The sequence below is a fragment of the Pseudomonas sp. PME37.24/025 genome (assembly GCF_055556615.1).
Window position 1 is genome coordinate 64,964 of sequence record NZ_JBVHNK010000010.1, and the last position, 20,923, is coordinate 85,886.

The window sequence follows — 20,923 nt, forward strand, 5'->3', positions numbered from 1 at the left end:
TTTTTATTTCAACGTTTTATTAGGCTGTGCGCCTGCTCCGTCCTTGGCTAAACTGCCAATTCACTACTCAAAAAGCAGCTCACCATGCTTCGTTTATTGTTCTGGATCGCCCTGATTGCCGCTGCGGTATGGCTATGGCGCAAACTCAAGACGCCTGCCTCCACCACTCAAACACCGCGCGAACAGGATGCCCCGCCCATGGTGCGCTGTGCCCATTGCGGCGTACACCTGCCCCGCGACCGCGCACTGAAACTCGAACAACAGTGGTATTGCAGCCAGGCTCACCTTGAGCAAGGCCCGGGCTCCAGTGATCGCTGAGACCCCCAATCCCGGCCACAAACAGGCTCAGCGATTGCTGCGCCTCTATCACCTCTACCGTTTAAGCATCGGCATCACCTTGGTGCTGTTGATCTCCAGCAACATGGACAACCAGTTGCTGAAGTTCGCCAATGACGATTTGCTGCGCAATGGCAGCTGGTTGTACCTGGTGCTGAATATCCTGCTGGTGGTCTTTCTGGAGAACACCCGGCGCCCGGCGCAGTTGTTCAGCCTGGCGTTGGTCGATGTCCTGCTGCTATGCGGCCTGTTCTATGCCGCTGGCGGCATGCCCAGCGCCATCGGCAACCTTTTGATCGTGTCGGTGGTCATCAGCAACACCCTGCTGCGCGGGCGTATCGGCCTGCTTATTGCGGCAGTTGGCGCCCTCGGCATCGTGGGTCTGAGCTTCCTTCTGAGCTTCAGCCATCCCACCAGTCCCAACGATTACCTGCAAATAGGCACTCTCGGCGCCCTGTGTTTTGCCGCTGCATTGCTGGTGCAAGGCTTGATCCGAAGACTGGAAGTCAGCGAAACCCTGGCCGAGCAGCGGGCCAGCGAAGTGCTCGGCCTCGAAGCCCTCAACGCACTGATCCTGCAACGCATGCGCACGGGCATTCTGGTGCTCGACGACCAACGGCGCGTGCAACTGGCCAATCACAGTGCCTTGACCTTGCTGGGGCAGGAAAACCTGGACGGCCAGATGATCGACGATCATTCGATGCCGTTGGTCGAGCGGCTCCAACTATGGTTCAACAATCCGACTTTGCGCCCGCAAAGCCTGAAAATCGCCAGCAATGGCCTTGAGCTGCAACCGAGTTTCATTGCCCTGGACCAAAGCCCACACCACCAGACGCTGGTTTTTCTCGAAGACCTCGCCCAAATCGCCCAACAGGCGCAGCAACTTAAACTCGCAGCCTTGGGCCGCCTGACTGCCGGTATTGCCCATGAAATCCGCAATCCACTGGGCGCCATTAGTCATGCCGCGCAGTTACTGCAGGAATCCGAGGAACTGAACGGCGCGGATCGGCGTCTGACGCAGATTATTCAAGATCACTCTCAGCGAATGAATCGGGTAATCGAGAACGTCCTGCAACTGTCCCGTCGCCAGCAAACCGTGCCGCAACGGCTGGATCTGCGGCCGTGGCTGGAGCACTTCGTCGCTGAAACCCGCGAAGGGGCGACCGAACGTCAGCAAATTCACCTGCACATCAGTTCCGGAGACTTCAAAACCCTGATGGATCCGAATCAACTGACCCAGATTCTCGACAATCTATTACGCAATGCCTGGCGCCATAGCGCCCTGAACCATGATCGGGCGCAGGCCTGGCTCAAGTTGTTTATTGACCCGGACAGCCAGTTGCCGACCCTTGAAGTCCTGGACGATGGCCCCGGCGTAGCGCCGGAGCAGCGCTCGCACTTGTTCGAACCGTTCTTTACCACCAGCAGCCAGGGTACTGGCCTGGGGCTTTATCTGTCCCGTGAGCTGTGCGAAAGCAATCAGGCCCGCCTAGACTTCAAACCACGCCAAGGCGGCGGCTGCTTTCGCATCACTTTTGCTCACGGACGGAAACAAAGTTGAACATGAGCCCACGGCAAAAAATCCTGATCGTCGACGACGAACCGGATATCCGCGAACTCCTGGAAATTACCCTGGGACGGATGAAACTCGACACCTTCAGCGCCCGCAACCTCGCAGAAGCGCAAGCACTGCTGGCACGGGAGACGTTCGACCTGTGCCTGACCGACATGCGCCTGCCCGACGGCACCGGTCTTGCCCTGGTTCAGCACATCCAACAATGCTATGCGCAAGTGCCGGTAGCGATGATTACCGCCTACGGCAGCCTGGAGACGGCAATCAACGCGCTCAAGGCTGGCGCCTTCGACTTTCTGACTAAACCGGTCGACCTCACCCGCCTGCGCGAACTGGTGGTCAGCGCGCTGAGTTTGCCTGCGCCAGGCGGCGCCAGCAGCGCCATCGACCGTCGGCTACTGGGCGACTCACTGCCGATGCGCAGCCTGCGAAAACAAATCGACAAACTGGCCCGCAGCCAGGCCCCGGTGTACATCAGCGGCGAGTCCGGTAGCGGCAAGGAGCTGGTCGCCCGACTGATCCACGACCAAGGTCCACGCGCCAGCCGACCGTTCGTGCCGGTGAACTGTGGGGCTATTCCGTCGGAATTGATGGAAAGCGAATTCTTCGGCCATCGCAAAGGCAGTTTCAGCGGCGCGATAGAAGACAAACCCGGGCTGTTCCAGGCCGCTCAGGGCGGCACTTTGTTCCTTGATGAAGTCGCAGACTTGCCGCTGGCCATGCAGGTCAAACTGCTACGGGCGATTCAGGAGAAAGCTGTTCGCAGCATCGGTGGGCAGCAGGAAACCGTGGTTGATGTGCGCATCCTCTGCGCCACGCACAAGGATCTCAATGCCGAAGTCGCCGCCGAACGCTTTCGCCAGGATTTGTACTACCGCCTCAATGTGATCGAGTTGCGGGTGCCGCCCTTGCGCGAACGCCGCGACGACATTGAGCTTCTGGCCAACAATATGCTCAAGCGACTGGCGACTGGCACTGGCCAGCCCGCTGCAAAACTCCACCCGCAAGCCCTCGATGCACTGAAAAATTATCGGTTTCCAGGGAACGTGCGGGAATTGGAGAACATGCTCGAGCGAGCCCACACCTTGTGCGAGAACAAACAGATCGAAGCCTGCGACCTGCGCCTGGCTGAAGGTAACTGCAACCCGGACGGCGGTGTGCCGGACCTGACGCAAATCGACAATCTGGAAGCCTATCTGGAAAACGTCGAACGCAAACTCATCCTCCAGGCCCTGGAAGAAACCCGCTGGAACCGCACGGCGGCGGCTCAGCGGTTGAATCTGTCGTTTCGGTCGATGCGTTACAGGCTCAAGAAATTGGGGCTGGATTGAGGGCCCCTTCGCGAGCAAGCCGGATCGTCGCACTGCTCGCTCCTACAGGGTTTATGTGTGCCGCATGATTTGGGCACGACACATACTTGTAGGAGCGAGCAGTGCGACGATCCGACTTGCCCGCGAAGGTGATCTGACCAACAACAAAGATCGCTCGGTCAGATGCGCCCGGCTGGCGCATACGGTGCCGGATCAATGATCGGTGCCCGCCCCAGCATCACATCCGCAAACAACTGACACGACGCAGGAGCCAGCACCAACCCATTGCGGTAGTGCCCGCAATTGAGCCAGAGCCCGTCAAAACCCGGCACCCGACCGATATAGGGAATCCCTTCCGGCGACCCCGGCCGCAACCCGGCCCAATGCCCCACTACCTCGGCATCCGCCAGCGCCGGAATCAACTCCACCGCCGAGGCCTTCAGGCTTTCCAGTGCAGCGTCGGTCGGCGTCTTGTCGAAGCCTTCATGCTCCAGCGTACTGCCGATCAGAATGTGCCCGTCACGCCGAGGAATGGCATAACGCCCCTTAGCCAGAACCATGCTTGGAAGGAAGTCCGCCGCGCACTTGTAGAGAATCATTTGGCCTTTGACCGGCTCGACCGGCAGTACCAGGCCCAGGCTTTTCAGCAAGTCACCGCTCCAGGCCCCGGCCGTCAAAACCACCTGATCACCCGCAATGGCCCCCATCGAAGTCTGTACCCCGACCACCGCAGCGCCTTCACGGATAAACCCGCTGACCTCGCATTGCTCGTGAATCGTCACGTTTGGCAGCGCCAGTAACGCTGCCTTGAGGGACTTCACCAGTCGTGGATTACGCACATTGGCCACATCGGCCATGTAGATTGCCCGTGAAAAACCGCCGCCCAACACCGGCACCGCATCATGTGCCGCAGAGATATCCACAGCCCGCAGCGGACGGTTTTCCCGCTTGGCCCAGGCGAGCGCTTCGGCCTCGTCATCCAGGTCCAGCCAGTACAACCCGGTGGTGTGGACTTCAGGATCGACACCCGTGGCGGCGAACAAACGTTCCGCCAGCTGTGGATAAAAATCCTGGGACCAATGAGCCAGCGCAGTGACCGCCGGGCTGTAGCGCCACGGGTAGAGCGGCGAGACGATCCCGCCACCGGCCCAGGACGACTCCTGACCGACATTCGAGCGGTCCAGCAGCACCACGCTCTGCACTTCGGACGCGAGATTGAACGCCGTCAGCAGGCCAATCACCCCGCCGCCGATAATCACCACTTGCTGTTGCTTGCTCATGTTCTGATCCAACCGCTCAATAGGCAGAAGGCGCAAAGAGCGCCCGAATAAAGAAACTCAGCGACCCCAGCAATCCTTGGTGGTCAGGCCGGACGCTGCATTGACCATGCTTCTTACGCCGGTGTTGGTAAGGGTGAAGTCCCCGCACTTGTCGCTCGCCATACTCGATCCGGCCTTGCGTGTTGCTGTCAGCAGGAAGGTCTGATCGGTCAGGGTCGGGGTGATGGTATAGAAATCATTGCCGGCACTCAGGCCGATGGCATTGGTGTAGACATAATTATTCTTCGAATAGAAGCGCTCAAGGATCTGCGCCTGCTCGGAAAGCAGCCCAGCCACTTCAGTACGACGGCCCTTTTTTACATACTCGGTGAGGCTCGGATAGCCAATGGTGATGACGATCCCGATGATCGCTATCACGATCATGATTTCGATCAGGGTAAAACCTCGGTTGGATCTGCGCATGCCTCAACTCTCACTTACTGTATTTGTCGCCACATGATGCGACGGCCGCTGCCGCCACCGGACTTTTCCACCAGAGTGGTCACGCCACCACCGGAATCGTTCACCACTTTGCGGGTTGCGTCATTGACGACCGCGTTCAAGGTCGGAATACCGCCCGTGAAGATCACCCCGCTGGAAATCGTGTCAGTGCTGTCGACCGTCCCGTCGCCATTGGTATCGAGCACCGCGTAATTGAGCATCTTACCGCTGAACGCATCGAGCTCGACCAGTTTGCCAGTGCCGAAGCTGGTACAGGGGTCTATGGTATCCATACTGGCCGTGGTAAAGACGATTCGCCCTGACACCAGACTGGCCTGATTGAGTACCCGCTCCCCCGTCAGCACGTTGTTGTACACCAAGGGCAAGTACCAGCCTTTCTTTGCCGGGTAGGTCACTTCATTCTGGCTGGTGGTGATGAATTGTCCGGTGCTGCCCGAAAATACGCCAGTCACCGCCTGCGCCTGCAAGCTGGACGCGGTAATTTGGCCGGCGCCCCCCTCCGCATCCCATACCGCGTAGAACGCCTGCACGTCCTTGTTGGTCTTGTCGGCGGCCTCATTGAGTTTGCCGGTACCGAAAAACACTTCTTTGCCGCCCAATGCGTGATCAGCCAGCAATGGCTGCACAGTGATTGGCTGGGTCGCGCCGCCGGCCGTGGTAAACAACGGCTTGCCGGAAAACGCCACACCCCAGGTGTCGGGGCTGGTGCCGCTCAAATCGAACTTCCACAACTGTCCTTTCAGGTCGCCACCATAGGCGGCCTGGACCACATTCTGTGAGTTGACCCTGAGCTTTACCGACGACAGACCATTAGTGGTTTGCGTACCATCGACCACGATTTTCTTGATCAGCGAGCCGTCGCTAATATCCACCACATACAGCGCTGCCACCCCGGAGTTGCTGCCATAGCCGTTGGAGATGAACGCGGCCCAGCGACCATCGGCCAAGCGTGCCACTTCGGGGCGCGCATAGGCATAACCCAGATCATTGAAATCGTTCGCAGTACTGGCCGTGGCCGGCGCACTGATTTCCCACAACGCGTTAGTCACGTTACCGGCCGAGGCGTCGAACAGTTGCAGCGCATAGAAGGTTTTGCCGCCCGCCCCTGTTCCGCCAATCGCCAGGGTTTTCCAGGCGCCGTTGAGTTGGGCATCAAACACACCGACTTGGCCGTCGACCAGATATTTGTGGCTCACACCATTGATGTAAGTGGAGTCAGCAATGTAGCGCAATGACGGCAGCACACTGGCGGGCATATAGGCGTAGCGTCTGGCCCCGTTGGTGGAATTGATGATGTTTACAAAACCGTCGTTTGCATTCACCACCAGGCTGGAGTTCATATTGGCGGCTTTGGTGGTGAGATAAGTGCTGTAACTGGTGTCGCCCACCAGATCGGACGCGGTTTGGTCCGTGGGCGCGGCCAGCACAAGTGGCGAATTGATGATGTCGCCGAGCAATACGCTGCGCGCTTTCAACCCGGTTTTGTTGGTGCCCTTGCTCCACTCCACCAGATCGCTGCCGGTAATGCCGGTAGGCAGCCCCTGGCTGAGGGATGTCTGCTGGGCCGACGAGAAATTGCTGTAGGCCAAGGTGACAGCCGCGTTGGTCTGCGTGTTCCAGGACTGGTAGGTCGGCGCGGTGGCACCGGGCACGATGGTGGTATCGGTGGTCCACAGCACTGTGGCCGTATTGACTATTCCCGCCGATGTGAAACCAAAGGACTTTATGGTGCCCCGCCAGTCCTTGGGGTCATAGCTGGTCTGGAAGTAGCTCGAGTTGCTGGTCAGGGTCGTGCCACTGGTCACGCCGCTGCCACCGGAGCCTGCCTTGGAAGTGATATCGCTCAAGGCTGAAGACAATGCGCTGTTGAGCCCCGCGCTATCGGTCGCCTGATAGTACTTACCTTGCCCATAGCTGGCGGCATCCGACAACATCTGGTTTGCCACGGTGAAACCCACGGTATAGGTGTTGAGGTTCTGCTTGGGAAAATCCAGGGCGTTCCAGCTTTTGCCTGTCGTGTCAGTACCCGTGGAGCGCATGTCAATATCGAAGGCGAAATTGGCGATGTCATCCAGATAAAAGGTGTCGCCCTCTTTGTCGCCGACGGGGTTGGCGCCATCGTTACCGCTGATACCGTCCCAGTTCGGTAAGCGGCTGAGGCCCTGCGGATCGTCGGTGGGAAAGGTGCGATCGAAGGTCGGCAGACCACCGGTGATCACCACCCCGTAATTTCTCTGGCAGCGATACTGAATCGGACTGGTGTAGGTGTTGACTATCGAGTTGTTGTAGGGCGTCATGCCACGAAAATAACGGGTGATCTCGTAATAGGCTTCAGCCAACGGTGCATTGGCCTGTGCGCTCAGCTCGTCGATTCCGGCGATCAATGCGTTGTAGTTGGTATCGGCCTGAGCCTGGGTCACAGTGCCGCTGACTGCCGACAAATCACTGATCGAACGGACGATGTAACCGCCGTCATCCTTACGGTTGCCAACAGCCAGGTTGAACGTTGCCAAGCCGATGCGCAGCGAACGGTTGCTGGTCACTAACGTCTTGAAGACGTTGCGCGCCACATTCATCCGGTAATCATTGGGGATAGAACCATCAGTGAAATCCCGGTCAGCATTGTTCGCCAAGCTTATTAGATAGGACAGGTAATTCGCCGTATATAGGGTGTCCTCGCTCCCCACCGGATCAGGAAGCTTCAGGCAAAGCGAATCCAGACCGGAAACGCTGTTCATATAAAAACCGTACCATCCGGCCTTCGAACACGTCCCATGATTCAAACTCGACAAAGCAATATTGGTATCGGTCATGTCAAGGTCGCGGCCTTTGTTGCACGAACCATTGGAGAGGCAAATAGTCACCGGGGTACGTGCGACCGTCGGGTCGAAGCCTGCCGCCCAGATAATGCTGTTCATACCCTTCGAGTCATCGAGTAACAACATCACATTGGGCGCCACGGCAGCGGCGTTCAACAGCGGCGAATCCGAGGGCGTGAAGGCATAAGCCGGCGCTGTCAGATAAAGACTCAACGCCGCGCCGCAGAACACCTGCAACAACCAACGGTGCCAGCCTGTGGGGGTCTCAGTACTTCGCATAGATACTCTCCACCACACTACGTGAGTTGCCCGCGATGCCCACGGCGGTCACCCGGTACAGCGTTGCCGAGGTGTTGCTCGGCACGTTCACGGCCGTCAGGGTGGTGCCTATGTTCTGCACCCCGTAAAAACCACTGCCGGAGGCAATCCAGGTCACCCCCGAGGTGGAGTTGAACCCGGCGGCGGTAATGACCGACGCTTCGGCTGGCGGCGCGCATTGGCTGGTACCGCTGCAAACCGGTAATGAATAGCTATTCAGTTGCACCGCGCTTTCGCCGACGCGCAACACCGCTTCCGCCCCCTGAAACGACTGGTTGCGCAGAATCACGCTGCCGGCCATTTTTTCCTGCAACGTAGCGCTCTGCATCGACGAAAGACCGATCAATGTCAGTACCAGAAGAAATACCAGGCTGACCAACAGCGCCATGCCGCGCTGGGCGTGAGGGGGCATGGGAGAAATATTCATCGGCCCTCCCCTCATGGCAACCGGTTGCGCAAGGCGGCAACCACGTTGAAGGTTTGTTCGCGTACCCGGTTGTTCGGGTCGATCAGCGTCAGCGTCAGTCGCACGCTGCGGATTCGCGCCGGGTCGGACGGGTTGCTGCTGTAGCTGGAGGCGGCCGTATCCGTGGCCGAACTGGCAAGGCCGAAGCTCACATTGAACTCACTGACATTGTTCACCAGCACCTGCTGCGTCGGCGTACCAACACCGGAACCCATCAGCAGTTGGTTGTTGCTGAAGCTGTAGATCAATCGCCGAATCGGAAATGCCAACTGTCCCGACGGCGGCGCAGGTGCACCGGAGTAAGCCGTCGCGGTATTGCGGCAGTCGGAAAACACCGTCCAGGTTGGCACCCCGCCACTGCCGCCGACATCGGCGGTGACCAAAGTCAATTTGAGGTTGGCATTGTCCCAACTGATCGGCGTGATCTGACTGGCATTGAAATTCCCTGCCGAGCTGGCGTCGATAATCGTGCCCAGGCAACCGAACATGCCGACCATGCGGATTTCCTGAATCATCTTGCTCAGGACAAACCGTGCATCTTCCTGCATGCCGGCGGCGGTGTTCTGACTGACGTAGGTATTTTTAGCTGCGATGAAGATCTGCGCCACGCCAAGCACCACGACCAGACTCAACGCCAGGGCAATCAGTAACTCGATCAGGCCGAAACCTCTATTGGCTCTGATCATGGTGTCGTCGCCGGATCAACGGTGGCGCGGCTGACAACGACGAAACTACGGCGCGAGTCGGCGGTATTGGCGGCCCTTGAGTCGTCCCAGGTAATGGTGATGGTGTATACCCGCTGGTTACGGGTGATGCTGCCGGTCGCCGTGGCGCCGCCGAAACTGGCGATGTTGCGAGTGAAGTCGAAAAGGTCCTGATCCCGGGCCACGCTCAAATTGCCCGAGGTCGGTGGCGTGACGGTGTAATCGGCGCCGGAGTTGGCGCGAATGCGGTCCATCATGTCGTAGGCGATAAAACTCGCCTGACTGGTCATCCGCGAGCTGTCGGTGTACTTCAGCGCATTGAGCTGAATCGCCGCCGCGCCCAATAACCCCACGGCCAGAACCAACAACGCGACCAGTACCTCGATCAGCGTCATGCCCTCCTGTGCACGCTTGCTCCAACCCCTCATCCGCAACTTCCACCCAATAGAATTCGTCCGTTCAAACACACATTCAGCGTCCTGCTCTGTGCCCCCAGTACATAACTGATCACGACGGCCGTGGACGGCGCCGACAAACCGCCCAGATTGTTGAAATCAATTGCGGTCACTCCTGAGGTTAGCGTCAGAGTGGCGCCACTGCTCATCGCTGGAACAACCCGCAATACATTGGCCGGGTTGCCGGTACCGTCATAAACGGTCAGATCGCCGGTCCAGACACTTCCGCCTGCTGTCGGGCGAACCCGGGTGGTAATGCCCCGGTCGATCGCCTCGAGCCGCGCGTAATTGAGCGCGCGTTGCAGATCACCAATCTCGGTATCGGCCTTGGTGCTTTGCACCGAGCGGGTAAACGCCGGAACAGCCAGGCTGATCAGGATCAGAAACACGGCGAGCGTGATCAGCAGCTCGATCAGCGTGAAACCTTTTGTACGATGATCCATCGGTGCCCTCCGTTGCCGTCGGCTATACCTGCTTCTACACGCTAGAACATTCGACCGGCGGATGTACGGTTGTTTTGCCATTACTCGCGCAGGGATCGTGCGGGCTGCAGCACTCCAGGGAAGGAAATGACATGCATCAGCAAGGTTTCAGCCTGATCGAACTGCTCATGGGACTGACAATTGTCGGGATTGTTCTGCAACTGGTCAGCCCGGCGTTCGCTGCATTCACAGAATCGAACCATCGACAACAGGCGGCCGAGTCGCTGATCAGCGGGATCCGGCACGCCAGAACCCTGGCCATCACCCGCAACCAGAGCGTAGTCATTCATGGCATCAATGGCGATTGGAGCCAAGGCTGGCGAATCATTCTGGACATCAGTGGCAAAGGGCCGGAGGACAGCAGCAACCCGCTGTTGGTCGAGCGCGCGAGTGATGCACGGACGCCGATTGTCGGTAATTGGTGGGTAAGACGTTTTGTACGGTTCAGCAGTCTGGGGGAACCGCAGATGCCCGACGGGGCATTTCAGGCAGGGAGACTGCACATTTGCGCGACTCGCGAGCCGGTCAGCCTGCTCCAGGTAGTGCTGGCGGCGAGCGGTCGAGTGCGCCTGGCCAAGGATAAGGCTGAGCAGGCGCTGTGTCGAAAGGCGAAAGGTGTTACAGCAACGAACGCACGCGCAGCTCTTTAGGCATGGAGAACGTAATGTTCTCCTCGCGGCCGGCCAGTTCATCGGCCCCGGTGGCGCCCCAGGCCTGCAATTGCTGGATCACGCCACGCACCAGCACTTCCGGTGCGGAGGCTCCGGCAGTGATGCCAATCCGCTCGACACCGTCGAACCAGCTCTTTTGCAGGTCTTCAGCGCCGTCGATCAGATAGGCCGGGGTGGCCATGCGTTCAGCCAGTTCACGCAGACGATTGGAGTTAGAGCTGTTCGGGCTGCCGACCACCAGCACCACATCGCATTCGTCTGCCAGCTGCTTGACGGCGTCCTGACGGTTTTGCGTGGCGTAGCAGATATCGTCCTTGCGCGGACCGCCGATTGCCGGGAACCGAGTACGCAGGGCGTCGATCACGCGACTGGTATCGTCCATGGACAGGGTGGTCTGGGTGACGAAAGCCAGTTTTTCAGGGTTGTTCACCTGCAACGCGGCGACGTCTTTCTCGTCCTCGACCAGATAAATCGCGCCACCATTGCTGCCATCGTATTGGCCCATGGTGCCTTCGACTTCCGGGTGACCGGCGTGGCCGATGAGGATGCATTCACGACCATCGCGGCTGTAACGCGCAACTTCGATGTGCACCTTGGTCACCAGCGGGCAGGTAGCGTCGAACACCTTCAGGCCACGGCCTGCGGCTTCGGTGCGCACGGCCTGGGAAACGCCATGGGCACTGAAGATCACGATCACGTCGTCCGGCACCTGATCCAGCTCTTCGACGAAGATCGCCCCGCGGGCGCGCAGGTCTTCGACGACGAATTTGTTGTGGACCACTTCGTGGCGCACGTAGATCGGCGGCCCGAAGACTTCCAGGGCGCGGTTGACGATTTCGATCGCCCGGTCCACACCGGCGCAGAAGCCACGGGGGTTGGCGAGTTTGATTTGCATGCTGTGCCTCGTGTCTTGCGCGCAAGAAATAGCGAAAACAGTGAAAAAACTACTGTGGGAGCGAGCCTTTTGTGGCGAGGGGGCTTGCCCCCGTTCGATTGCGCAGCAATCGTAAACCGGTCACCACTTTCTCATTCAAGATCGCAGCGGTTGGTTTCAGGGGCGCTTCGCGCCCCAACGGGGCGATGCGGCGTTCCGACAAGCCCCCTCGCCACATAAGCCCGCTCCCACATTGGACCGGGTTCGGTCTGTTACAGCGCTTTGACGTTGAAGATCTCGACGTCAAAGGTCAAGGTTTTACCGGCCAGCGGGTGGTTGAAGTCGATGGTCACCTGGGCGTCATCGAATTCTTTCACCACACCGGGCAGCTCGGTATTGGCCGCATCGTTGAAGATCACCAGCAAGCCAGGCGACAGTTCCATATCCTTGAACTGCGAGCGCGGGATGATCTGCACGTTTTGCGGGTTCGGCTGACCAAAGGCGTTTTCCGGCTCGATGGTCAGGGTGCGTTTGTCGCCGGCCTTGAAGCCGAACAGCGCTGCTTCGAAACCTGGCAACAGGTTGCCGTCGCCAACCTTGAAGGTCGCCGGGGCTTTGTCGAAGGTGCTGTCGACGGTGTCACCGTTCTCCAGACGCAATGCAAAGTGCAAAGTGACTTCCGTATTCTGGCCGATGCGTTGTTCAGCCAATACCTGTTCAGTCATGAACGGTTTCTCCGGTCTTTTTACTTTTGAACATATCGAGTGCAAGCATCACGGCACCGACAGAAATTGCGCTGTCGGCAAAGTTGAACGCCGGGAAATACCAGCGGTTCTGCCAATGCACCAGAATGAAATCGATCACATGGCCCAACGCAATGCGGTCGTACAGGTTACCCAACGCGCCACCCAGCACCAGCGCCAAGGCGACTGCCAGCCAGGTTTCGTTGCGCCCCAGGCGCTTGAGCCAGATCACCAGCACCGCACTGACCACCACCGCGATCAGGGCGAACAGCCAGCGCTGCCAGCCCGAGCTGTCAGCCAGGAAACTGAACGCCGCGCCGGTGTTGTAGGCCAGGGTCCAGCTGAACAAATCGGGGATCACCACGATTTGCTGGTACATCTGGAGCTTGCCTTCGAAGTAGAACTTGCTGGCCTGGTCGATGACCAGGACCAGCAAACTCAACCAGAGCCAGCTCAGCCGTCCGAAACGGCCAACGGCATTAGGCATAGTGACGAACCTCGCCAGCGCCGCTGATGTTGTCTACGCAACGACCGCAGATTTCCGGATGCTCCGGGTTCACGCCGACGTCTTCACGGCAGTGCCAGCAACGGGCGCACTTGGCATGGCTCGACTTGACCACTTGCAGTTTCAAACCGCCGACTTCGGTGACCACGGCATCGCCCGGCGCCTGAACGAACGGCGCAACGGTAGCGGTCGAGGTGATCAGCACGAAGCGCAGTTCGTTGCTCAGCTTGGCCAGGTCGGCGCTCAGCGCGTCTTCGGCGAACAGCGTCACTTCGGCTTGCAGGTTGCCACCGACGGCCTTCGCCGCGCGCTGGATTTCCATTTCCTTGTTGACCGCCACCTTCACCGCCATGATCCGCTCCCAGTAGGCGCGGTCCAGTTCGAAGCCTTCCGGCAATTCACTCAGGCCTTCGTACCAGGTGTTGAGCATCACAGACTCGTTACGCTCGCCCGGCAGGTACTGCCACAGCTCGTCGGCGGTGAACGCCAGGATCGGCGCGATCCAGCGCACCAGCGCTTCGCTGATGTGGTACAGCGCGGTTTGCGCCGAACGACGGGCCTTGCTGTTGGCGCCAGTGGTGTACTGACGGTCCTTGATGATGTCGAGGTAGAAACCGCCCAGCTCCTGCACGCAGAAGTTGTGGATCTTGGAGTAGACGTTCCAGAAGCGGTATTCGCCGTAGTGCTCTTGCAGCTCGCGTTGCAGCAGCAGGGTGCGATCCACGGCCCAACGGTCCAGCGCCAGCATGTCTTCGGCCGGCAGGATGTCGGTGGCCGGGTTGAAACCGGTCAGGTTGGAAAGCAGGAAGCGCGCGGTGTTACGAATGCGCCGATAGGCGTCCGCACTGCGTTGCAGGATCTGCTCGGAAACCGCCATTTCACCCGAGTAATCGGTAGAAGCGACCCACAAACGCATGATATCGGCGCCCAAGGTGTCGTTGACCTTCTGCGGCGCGATGACGTTGCCCAAGGACTTCGACATTTTGCGGCCGGACTCGTCAACGGTGAAGCCGTGGGTCAGCAGCTCGCGGTACGGGGCGTGGTCGTCGATGGCGCAACCGGTCAGCAACGACGAGTGGAACCAGCCACGGTGTTGGTCCGAACCTTCCAGGTACAGGTCGGCACGTGGACCGGTCTCGTGGCCCATCGAGTGCGAACCGCGCAGGACGTGCCAGTGCGTGGTGCCCGAGTCGAACCAGACGTCCAGGGTGTCGCTGATCTTGTCGTACAGCGGTGCTTCTTCACCGAGCAACTCGGCGGCGTCCATCTTGAACCAGGCTTCGATGCCTTCGACTTCGACGCGTTGGGCGACGATTTCCATCAGCTCGACGGTGCGTGGGTGCAGCTCGCCGCTTTCCTTGTTCAGGAAGAACGGGATCGGCACACCCCAGTTACGCTGACGGGAGATGCACCAGTCAGGACGGTTGGCGATCATCGAGTGCAGGCGCGCCTGGCCCCAGGCCGGAACGAACCTGGTCTCTTCGATGGCTTTGATCGCCCGCTTGCGCAGGGTTTCGCCGGTCGCAGGCTCTTTGTCCATGCCGATGAACCACTGTGCGGTGGCACGGTAGATCAGCGGGGTCTTGTGACGCCAGCAGTGCATGTAGCTGTGTTCGATGATGCTGGTGTGCAGCAGCGCGCCGACTTCGGTCAGTTTGTCGACGATGGCCGGGTTGGCCTTCCAGATGAACTGGCCGCCGAAGAACTCCAGCGATGTCGCGTACACGCCGTTGCTTTGCACCGGATTGAGGATATCGTCGTTGACCATGCCATAGGCTTTGCAGGTCACGAAGTCGTCTACGCCGTAGGCTGGCGAGGAGTGAACCACGCCGGTGCCCGCACCCAGTTCGACGTATTCGGCCAGGTAAACCGGCGACAGACGGTCGTAGAACGGGTGACGGAAGTTGATCAGTTCCAGTTCTTTACCGGTGGTGGTCGCAACGACCGAACCTTCCAGGCTGTAACGGGCCAGGCACGACTCGACCAGCTCTTCAGCCAGCACCAGCAGTTTGTCGCCGACGTCGACCAGGGCGTAGTTGAATTCCGGGTGAACGTTCAGCGCCTGGTTGGCCGGGATGGTCCACGGGGTGGTGGTCCAGATCACGATCGAGGCGGGTTTGCCCAGCGACGGCAGACCGAACGCGGCAGCCAGTTTGGCTTCATCAGCGATCGGGAAAGCCACGTCGATGGTTGCGGATTTTTTGTTCTCGTACTCGACTTCCGCTTCAGCCAGGGCCGAACCGCAATCAAAGCACCAGTTCACAGGCTTCAGGCCCTTGAACACGAAGCCACCCTTGACGATTTCCGCCAGGGCGCGGATTTCACCGGCCTCGTTTTTGAAGTCCATGGTCTTGTACGGGTTGGCGAAGTCGCCCAACACGCCCAGACGAATGAATTCGGACTTCTGGCCTTCGATTTGCTCGGTGGCGTAGGCACGGCACAGTTCGCGAGTCTTGTCCGCGCCCAGGTTCTTGCCGTGGGTCACTTCGACTTTGTGCTCGATCGGCAGACCGTGGCAGTCCCAGCCCGGAACATAAGGCGCGTCGAAACCCGACAGGGTTTTCGAGCGGATGATCATGTCCTTGAGAATCTTGTTCAGCGCATGACCGATGTGAATCGTGCCGTTGGCGTACGGAGGACCGTCGTGAAGTACGAACTTCGGACGATCCTTGCCAATCTCGCGCAACTTACCGTACAGGCCAATGCTGTCCCAGCGCTGCAGAATCTGCGGTTCGCGCTGAGGCAGGCCGGCCTTCATTGGGAAGGCGGTGTCCGGAAGGTTTAGCGTGGCTTTATAGTCGGTCATTTAAGGCTCTTCATTAGCGATTGGCGCTAGGTGCGACAGGGCACGGGCGGCGGCGACATCCGCATTGATCGCCGTCTTAAGCGCCTCCAGAGAGGCGAAACGCTGCTCTTCACGCAGCTTGTGGTGGAAAACCACCGTCAAACGCCGGTCATACAGATCGCCGGCAAAATCTAAAAGGTGTACTTCGAGGTGGGCTTTGCCATCACCTTGGACCGTTGGCCGAACGCCGATATTGGCGACGCCTGGCCAGGTTTTACCGTCGATGTCGACGTTGACCAGATAAACCCCGGACAGCGGCACACGACGACGCTTGAGTTGTATGTTGGCGGTCGGCGTACCCAGTTGACGCGCCAGCTTCTGGCCGTGCAGGACCCGCCCGGCAATCCGGTACGGACGACCGAGCAGCCGCTCGGCCAAGGCAAAATCTGCAGCGGCCAGGGCGTTACGCACCTGAGTGCTGCTGACACGAATGCCGTCCAGTTCGACGGTCTGCGCCGCTTCGACGGTAAACCCCTGAAGGACGCCAGCCTGTTGCAGGAAATCGAAATCCCCTAGCCGGTCGCAGCCGAAACGGAAATCGTCGCCGACTTCCAGATGCTGTACGCCGAGGCCGTCCACCAGAATGGTATCGACGAATTCGCTGGCGCTGAGTTTGCTCAGGCGCTGATTGAACGCCAGGCACAGCACCCGGTCGACACCCTCTACGGCCAGCAGCTGCAATTTGTCCCGCAGGCGGGCCAGACGGGCCGGGGCGGTGTCCGGGGCGAAGAATTCTCGCGGCTGCGGCTCAAAAATCACCACGCAGCTGGGCACGCCCAACTCGAGCGCACGCTCACGCAGCCGGGCCAGGATAGCCTGGTGACCACGGTGAACACCGTCAAAGTTGCCAATAGTGGCGACACAGCCCCGATGCTGGGGGCGCAGGTTGTGGAGGCCTCGAACCAGCTGCATAACGCGCTTCTTGCTCATAAAGTGGTCGATTATAACCACACCCGGCGGCCGACGACAGGCAACACCGTAACCCAAAGTGATCGAGCCGACAAAACCGCCGGCCCGCCCGTGTTTATCGAGACAAAAGCCTCAGCTCAGCGCTTTGCGATTGAAGTCGCGCAAACGAAAGCCCATCAACAGCAACATGCCGAAATAGACCACCACGCCGGCGATCACCAATGCACCCAGACGCAGCAAACGCTCAAGCATATGCCCCTCCCCCCAAGCCGGCATAAAGTGCATTGCACCCAGCAATACCGCGGACATCACCGCCACCGCCACCAACAATTTGAGCCCGAACTTCGCCCAGCCCGGCTGCGGCTGATACATCTGCTGCTTGCGCAGTTGATAGAACAACAGCCCGGCATTGATGCAGGCGCCAGCGCTAATGGCCAAGGCCAGACCGGCGTGCGCCAGCGGACCGATCAATACCAGGTTGAACAACTGGGTAACGATCAGGGTGAAAATCGCGATTTTTACCGGGGTCCGGATGTTTTGTTGCGCATAAAACCCCGGTGCCAGCACTTTGATCACGATAATTCCCAGCAAGCCGACTGAATAAGCAATCAGCGCGCGCTGCGTCATAGCCGCATCAAAAGCGCTGAACTGGCCGTACTGGAACAGCGAAACAGTCAGTGGCTCAGCCAGAATCCCCAGCGCCAGGGCGCATGGCAACACCAGCATGAAGCACAGGCGCAGCCCCCAATCGAGAATCCGCGAGTACTCGTGACGATCCTGGCTGGCATAAGTCTTGGCCAGGGTCGGCAGCAGAATCGTGCCCAGCGCCACTCCCAGCACACCAGAGGGCAACTCCATCAAGCGGTCGGCGTAATACATCCAGGACACGGAACCGGCCACCAGAAATGAAGCAAATATGGTGTTGATGATCAGCGAAATCTGGCTGACCGAAACGCCGATAATCGCCGGCAACATCTGTTTCATGACTCGCCAGACACCGCTATCGCGCAGATTCAGACGCGGCAGCACTAGCATGCCGATCTTCTTCAGGTGCGGCAGCTGAAACAGCAATTGCGCCAGACCGCCCACTAGAACAGCCCAACCCAGCGCCATCACCGGCGGATCGAAATACGGCGTCAGGAACACCGCAAAAATAATCATGCTGACATTGAGCAGGGTCGGCACGAAGGCCGGCACCGAGAAGCGGTTCCAAGTGTTGAGGATCGCTCCGGCCAATGAAGACAGGGAGATCAGCAATATATAAGGAAAAGTGACCCGTAGCAGATCGGAAGTCAGCTCGAATTTTTCCGGGGTAGTGGCGAAACCCGGCGCCGTGGCCCAGATGACCCAAGGCGCGGCGAGCATGCCCAGCGCGGTGACCAGCGCCAGCACCAGCGTCAGCAGGCCCGAGACATAGGCAATGAACGTTCGCGTCGCCTCCTCGCCCTTCTGGCTTTTATATTCGGCGAGAATTGGCACGAAAGCCTGGGAAAAAGCCCCTTCCGCGAAGATCCGTCGCAGCAGATTGGGCAGTTTGAAGGCGATAAAGAAGGCGTCGGTCGCCATTCCGGCGCCAAATGCACGTGCGACAAGGGTGTCACGAACAAACCCCAACACCCGGGAAAGCATCGTGATAGAGCTGACAGCGGCCAACGATTTGAGCAGATTCATTGAAAGAGTTTTTGCCTGTCGATAAACAGCAGGCGAACAACGCGCCCACTTATGCGATACTCCGCGCCGCAACAGCACAGAGCCAAAGCTCGCGAGTTTACAGGTCGCACGCCGGAAAGAAATATCCAGCTCACCGCCCCCTTGAAAACGTAGCGAGCGAAGGCAAGACAAGGCGAAAGCAAGCGAGAAAGCGCAGTTGACGTTAGTCAATGAGCATTTCGAGTCTGTTTTCAACGCTGTATTGCCGAGCGCAGTAGTTTTCATGGGGGCCTGAACCGGCCACTTAGCGGAACGTTTCTCCCGCCCTTGACAAGACATCAACTCATCGGCATGATTCGCGGCCTATTTTGTTTGCTATTTCCTAAAAAGTCTTTCGAGGAGCTCGACGGTGGCCAACACACCTTCCGCCAAAAAACGTGCAAAACAGGCTGAGAAGCGTCGCAGCCACAACGCCAGCCTGCGTTCCATGGTTCGTACCTACATCAAGAATGTAGTTAAAGCCATCGACGCAAAAGACGCTGCTAAAGCTCAAGCTGCTTACGTTCTGGCTGTGCCAGTTATCGACCGTATGGCCGATAAAGGCATCATCCACAAGAACAAAGCTGCTCGTCATAAGAGCCGCCTGAATGGCCACGTAAAGGCCCTGAACGTTGCCGCTGCTGCCTAAGCGACACGCTCATTAAAAAACCGACCTCAGGGTCGGTTTTTTATTGCCTGCGATTTGGCAAACGCCACGCAAAAAAATGCGGGAGCGGGCTTGCTCGCGAAGGCGGCGTAACAGCCAGCATAGGTGCTGAATGTCAGTCAGTCTTCGCGAGCAAGCCCGCTCCCACATTTTGGATCTTCACTAGCTTATTGAGCGTGCGTCCACGGCAGAATCGGAATCGCCGTCACCGCATTTTGCGGGCTGCCCTCGATCAAACGATCGCTATAAACCAGGTACACCAGCGTATTGCGCTTCTTGTCGAGGAATCGCACCACCTGCATGGTCTTGAACACCAAGGACGTGCGCTCCTTGAACACTTCCTCACCATCCTTGAGCTCACCCTTGAAGTTGATCGGCCCGACCTGACGACACGCTATAGACGCTTCAGCGCGATCCTCAGCCAGACCCAACCCACCCTTTACGCCGCCGGTCTTGGCGCGCGACAGGTAGCAAGTCACGCCATCCACTTTCGGATCATCAAACGCTTCGACAACGATACGGTCGTTCGGGCCAACAAATTTGAACACCGTCGACACCTGGCCAATTTCATCAGCTGAGGCCAGTAGCGGCATCGCCAACAACAAGCCCAATAATCCTTTTGCCACACGCATTCAGGTATTCCTTCAGACCAGAATCAGGTTATCGCGGTGAACCAGTTCCGGCTCCGCCATGTACCCCAACAGACCGACAATCGCCTCAGACGACTGACCGATGATTTTTTGTGCTTCCAGAGCACTGTAGTTAGCCAGGCCACGGGCGATTTCACGACCGTCCGGCGCCACGCAAACCACCATTTCGCCACGACGGAAACTGCCCTGGACCAGTTTGACGCCCACCGGCAGCAAACTTTTGTTGCCCTGGGACAACGCCGTCACCGCCCCCGCATCCAGCACCAGCGTTCCGCGGGTTTGCAGATGCCCGGCCAGCCATTGCTTGCGCGCCGCCAGCATGCCGCGCTCAGGTGACAACAAGGTGCCGATGCGCTCGCCAGCCTTGAGACGATCCAGCACTCGCTCAATGCGCCCACCGACAATGATGGTGTGCGCACCGGAACGCGCCGCCAGACGCGCAGCGCGCAACTTGGTTTGCATACCGCCACGACCCAGCGCACCGCCCGTGCTGCCAGCCACCGCATCCAGCGCCGGATCATCGGCACGCGCTTCGTAAATCAGCTTGGCGTCAGGGTTGTTGCGCGGATCGGCATCGAACATACCGTCGCGATCGGTGAGGATCACCAGCAAATCGGCTTCGACCAGGTTCGCCACCAGCGCCGCCAACGTATCGTTATCGCCAAAACGGATTTCGTCAGTGACCACGGTGTCGTTCTCGTTGATCACCGGGATCACCTTGAGCTCGACCAGCGCGCGCAGCGTACTGCGAGCGTTCAGGTAACGCTTGCGATCGGACAAATCGTCATGGGTCAGGAGAATCTGCGCGGTATGCCGGCCATGCTCGGCAAAGCTCGACTCCCAGGCTTGTACCAACCCCATCTGACCGATGGCGGCAGCGGCCTGCAACTCGTGCATTGCACTGGGTCGTACGGTCCAGCCCAGACGGCTCATACCCGCCGCCACTGCCCCGGAGGACACCAGCACCAGCTCAACACCCGCCTCGTGCAGGGCAACCATCTGCTCGACCCAGACACCCATTGCCGCGCGATCCAGGCCTTTGCCGTCCGCCGTCAGCAAAGCGCTGCCGATCTTCACGACCCAACGCTGCGCACCTGTCACCTTGCTCCGCATCATCTTCAACCTT

General features: G+C 59.0%; 20 protein-coding genes. 5 read left to right on the forward strand and 15 right to left on the reverse strand.

The genetic code is table 11. The features are described from left to right. The first annotated feature begins 84 nt into the window (after positions 1-84). Genes ACZ3HH_RS18750 through ACZ3HH_RS18760 form a run of 3 tightly spaced genes read left to right on the forward strand, consistent with a single transcriptional unit; the run spans position 85 to position 3,240 of the window. A complete protein-coding gene (locus tag ACZ3HH_RS18750; protein WP_465806647.1) occupies positions 85-318 on the forward strand; it encodes a PP0621 family protein in 234 nt (77 codons plus the stop codon). Continuing rightward, entirely contained in the window at positions 308-1,897 is a 1,590-nt protein-coding gene (locus tag ACZ3HH_RS18755; protein ID WP_465806649.1) for a sensor histidine kinase, read from the forward strand. Before ACZ3HH_RS18750 ends, ACZ3HH_RS18755 begins: the two co-directional genes overlap by 11 nt. 2 nt (positions 1,898-1,899) lie before the next feature. After that, positions 1,900-3,240, forward strand: coding sequence for a sigma-54-dependent transcriptional regulator (locus tag ACZ3HH_RS18760; RefSeq protein ID WP_465806651.1), 1,341 nt, complete (start codon positions 1,900-1,902; stop codon positions 3,238-3,240). A 158-nt stretch (positions 3,241-3,398) separates the two neighbouring features. Here ACZ3HH_RS18760 and thiO read toward each other — a convergent pair whose 3' ends face one another. The 7 genes from thiO to ACZ3HH_RS18795 are packed head-to-tail and all read right to left on the reverse strand — an operon-like array spanning position 3,399 to position 10,205. Continuing rightward, positions 3,399-4,499 (reverse strand): glycine oxidase ThiO, encoded by a 1,101-nt coding sequence (gene thiO, locus ACZ3HH_RS18765; RefSeq protein ID WP_465806653.1) that lies wholly within the window; start codon positions 4,497-4,499, stop codon positions 3,399-3,401. A gap of 57 nt (positions 4,500-4,556) precedes the next feature. Beyond that, positions 4,557-4,961, reverse strand: a complete 405-nt coding sequence (locus tag ACZ3HH_RS18770) for a type IV pilin protein (RefSeq protein ID WP_465806655.1) — start codon at positions 4,959-4,961, stop codon at positions 4,557-4,559. Positions 4,962-4,975: 14 nt separating this feature from the next. After that, positions 4,976-8,098 (reverse strand): pilus assembly protein, encoded by a 3,123-nt coding sequence (locus tag ACZ3HH_RS18775; protein ID WP_465806657.1) that lies wholly within the window; start codon positions 8,096-8,098, stop codon positions 4,976-4,978. Then, a complete protein-coding gene (locus ACZ3HH_RS18780; RefSeq protein ID WP_465806659.1) occupies positions 8,085-8,564 on the reverse strand; it encodes a pilus assembly PilX family protein in 480 nt (159 codons plus the stop codon). The genes ACZ3HH_RS18775 and ACZ3HH_RS18780 overlap by 14 nt, the downstream gene beginning before the upstream one ends. An 11-nt stretch (positions 8,565-8,575) precedes the next feature. Beyond that, positions 8,576-9,289: a PilW family protein gene (locus ACZ3HH_RS18785; protein ID WP_465806661.1), complete on the reverse strand. Its 714-nt coding sequence runs from the start codon at positions 9,287-9,289 to the stop codon at positions 8,576-8,578. Next, positions 9,286-9,735 carry a type IV pilus modification protein PilV gene (pilV, locus tag ACZ3HH_RS18790; RefSeq protein WP_367373005.1) on the reverse strand — a complete coding sequence of 150 codons (450 nt, stop codon included), beginning with the start codon at positions 9,733-9,735 and terminating at the stop codon, positions 9,286-9,288. Before pilV ends, ACZ3HH_RS18785 begins: the two co-directional genes overlap by 4 nt. Further along, positions 9,732-10,205 carry a GspH/FimT family pseudopilin gene (locus tag ACZ3HH_RS18795; RefSeq protein WP_008008702.1) on the reverse strand — a complete coding sequence of 158 codons (474 nt, stop codon included), beginning with the start codon at positions 10,203-10,205 and terminating at the stop codon, positions 9,732-9,734. The genes pilV and ACZ3HH_RS18795 overlap by 4 nt, the downstream gene beginning before the upstream one ends. Before the next feature lie 131 nt (positions 10,206-10,336). Here ACZ3HH_RS18795 and ACZ3HH_RS18800 point away from each other — a divergent pair, with 131 nt between their 5' ends. Continuing rightward, complete coding sequence (locus ACZ3HH_RS18800; RefSeq protein WP_465806664.1) at positions 10,337-10,894, forward strand: GspH/FimT family pseudopilin; 558 nt, start codon at positions 10,337-10,339, stop codon at positions 10,892-10,894. Here the strand turns inward: ACZ3HH_RS18800 and ispH are convergent. The 6 genes from ispH to murJ all read right to left on the reverse strand — a co-directional run bounded on the left by ispH (position 10,863) and on the right by murJ (position 18,462). Continuing rightward, complete coding sequence (gene ispH, locus ACZ3HH_RS18805; protein WP_033054296.1) at positions 10,863-11,810, reverse strand: 4-hydroxy-3-methylbut-2-enyl diphosphate reductase; 948 nt, start codon at positions 11,808-11,810, stop codon at positions 10,863-10,865. The genes ACZ3HH_RS18800 and ispH overlap by 32 nt on opposite strands. Before the next feature lie 251 nt (positions 11,811-12,061). Continuing rightward, on the reverse strand, positions 12,062-12,499 hold the full coding sequence (fkpB, locus tag ACZ3HH_RS18810) for an FKBP-type peptidyl-prolyl cis-trans isomerase (RefSeq protein WP_187326444.1): 438 nt from the start codon (positions 12,497-12,499) through the stop codon (positions 12,062-12,064). A gap of 7 nt (positions 12,500-12,506) precedes the next feature. Then, entirely contained in the window at positions 12,507-13,019 is a 513-nt protein-coding gene (gene lspA, locus ACZ3HH_RS18815) for a signal peptidase II (protein ID WP_465806666.1), read from the reverse strand. Continuing rightward, the gene (gene ileS / locus ACZ3HH_RS18820; protein WP_465806668.1) at positions 13,012-15,843 is read right to left on the reverse strand and encodes an isoleucine--tRNA ligase; all 2,832 of its coding nucleotides are present in this window, start codon (positions 15,841-15,843) and stop codon (positions 13,012-13,014) included. The genes lspA and ileS overlap by 8 nt, the downstream gene beginning before the upstream one ends. After that, positions 15,844-16,794 carry a bifunctional riboflavin kinase/FAD synthetase gene (gene ribF / locus ACZ3HH_RS18825; RefSeq protein WP_185047083.1) on the reverse strand — a complete coding sequence of 317 codons (951 nt, stop codon included), beginning with the start codon at positions 16,792-16,794 and terminating at the stop codon, positions 15,844-15,846. It abuts the gene before it with no gap. A 129-nt stretch (positions 16,795-16,923) separates the two neighbouring features. Continuing rightward, positions 16,924-18,462 (reverse strand): murein biosynthesis integral membrane protein MurJ, encoded by a 1,539-nt coding sequence (gene murJ, locus ACZ3HH_RS18830; protein ID WP_367373009.1) that lies wholly within the window; start codon positions 18,460-18,462, stop codon positions 16,924-16,926. A gap of 388 nt (positions 18,463-18,850) precedes the next feature. Here murJ and rpsT point away from each other — a divergent pair, with 388 nt between their 5' ends. After that, on the forward strand, positions 18,851-19,129 hold the full coding sequence (gene rpsT, locus ACZ3HH_RS18835) for a 30S ribosomal protein S20 (protein WP_007901883.1): 279 nt from the start codon (positions 18,851-18,853) through the stop codon (positions 19,127-19,129). Between the two features lie 185 nt (positions 19,130-19,314). Here the strand turns inward: rpsT and ACZ3HH_RS18840 are convergent, their stop codons facing one another. Both ACZ3HH_RS18840 and proB read right to left on the reverse strand, forming a co-directional pair. After that, positions 19,315-19,779 carry a CreA family protein gene (locus ACZ3HH_RS18840; RefSeq protein ID WP_095055696.1) on the reverse strand — a complete coding sequence of 155 codons (465 nt, stop codon included), beginning with the start codon at positions 19,777-19,779 and terminating at the stop codon, positions 19,315-19,317. 12 nt (positions 19,780-19,791) lie between these two features. Beyond that, positions 19,792-20,910, reverse strand: coding sequence for a glutamate 5-kinase (gene proB, locus ACZ3HH_RS18845; protein ID WP_038981484.1), 1,119 nt, complete (start codon positions 20,908-20,910; stop codon positions 19,792-19,794). Positions 20,911-20,923 lie beyond the last annotated feature (13 nt).

Excerpts from the sequence above, each read along its gene's own strand:
- ACZ3HH_RS18785 (WP_465806661.1), bottom strand. The coding sequence starts at position 9,289 with ATGATCAGAGCCAATAGAGGTTTCGGCCTGATCGAGTTACTGATTGCC.
- ACZ3HH_RS18780 (WP_465806659.1), bottom strand. The coding sequence starts at position 8,564 with ATGAATATTTCTCCCATGCCCCCTCACGCCCAGCGCGGCATGGCGCTG.
- ileS (WP_465806668.1), bottom strand. The coding sequence starts at position 15,843 with ATGACCGACTATAAAGCCACGCTAAACCTTCCGGACACCGCCTTCCCA.
- proB (WP_038981484.1), bottom strand. The coding sequence starts at position 20,910 with ATGCGGAGCAAGGTGACAGGTGCGCAGCGTTGGGTCGTGAAGATCGGC.
- murJ (WP_367373009.1), bottom strand. The coding sequence starts at position 18,462 with ATGAATCTGCTCAAATCGTTGGCCGCTGTCAGCTCTATCACGATGCTT.
- pilV (WP_367373005.1), bottom strand. The coding sequence starts at position 9,735 with ATGAGGGGTTGGAGCAAGCGTGCACAGGAGGGCATGACGCTGATCGAG.
- lspA (WP_465806666.1), bottom strand. The coding sequence starts at position 13,019 with ATGCCTAATGCCGTTGGCCGTTTCGGACGGCTGAGCTGGCTCTGGTTG.
- thiO (WP_465806653.1), bottom strand. The coding sequence starts at position 4,499 with ATGAGCAAGCAACAGCAAGTGGTGATTATCGGCGGCGGGGTGATTGGC.
- ACZ3HH_RS18795 (WP_008008702.1), bottom strand. The coding sequence starts at position 10,205 with ATGGATCATCGTACAAAAGGTTTCACGCTGATCGAGCTGCTGATCACG.
- ACZ3HH_RS18760 (WP_465806651.1), top strand. The coding sequence starts at position 1,900 with ATGAGCCCACGGCAAAAAATCCTGATCGTCGACGACGAACCGGATATC.
- ACZ3HH_RS18750 (WP_465806647.1), top strand. The coding sequence starts at position 85 with ATGCTTCGTTTATTGTTCTGGATCGCCCTGATTGCCGCTGCGGTATGG.
- ACZ3HH_RS18775 (WP_465806657.1), bottom strand. The coding sequence starts at position 8,098 with ATGCGAAGTACTGAGACCCCCACAGGCTGGCACCGTTGGTTGTTGCAG.
- ACZ3HH_RS18770 (WP_465806655.1), bottom strand. The coding sequence starts at position 4,961 with ATGCGCAGATCCAACCGAGGTTTTACCCTGATCGAAATCATGATCGTG.
- ACZ3HH_RS18840 (WP_095055696.1), bottom strand. The coding sequence starts at position 19,779 with ATGCGTGTGGCAAAAGGATTATTGGGCTTGTTGTTGGCGATGCCGCTA.
- ribF (WP_185047083.1), bottom strand. The coding sequence starts at position 16,794 with ATGCAGCTGGTTCGAGGCCTCCACAACCTGCGCCCCCAGCATCGGGGC.
- ispH (WP_033054296.1), bottom strand. The coding sequence starts at position 11,810 with ATGCAAATCAAACTCGCCAACCCCCGTGGCTTCTGCGCCGGTGTGGAC.
- ACZ3HH_RS18800 (WP_465806664.1), top strand. The coding sequence starts at position 10,337 with ATGCATCAGCAAGGTTTCAGCCTGATCGAACTGCTCATGGGACTGACA.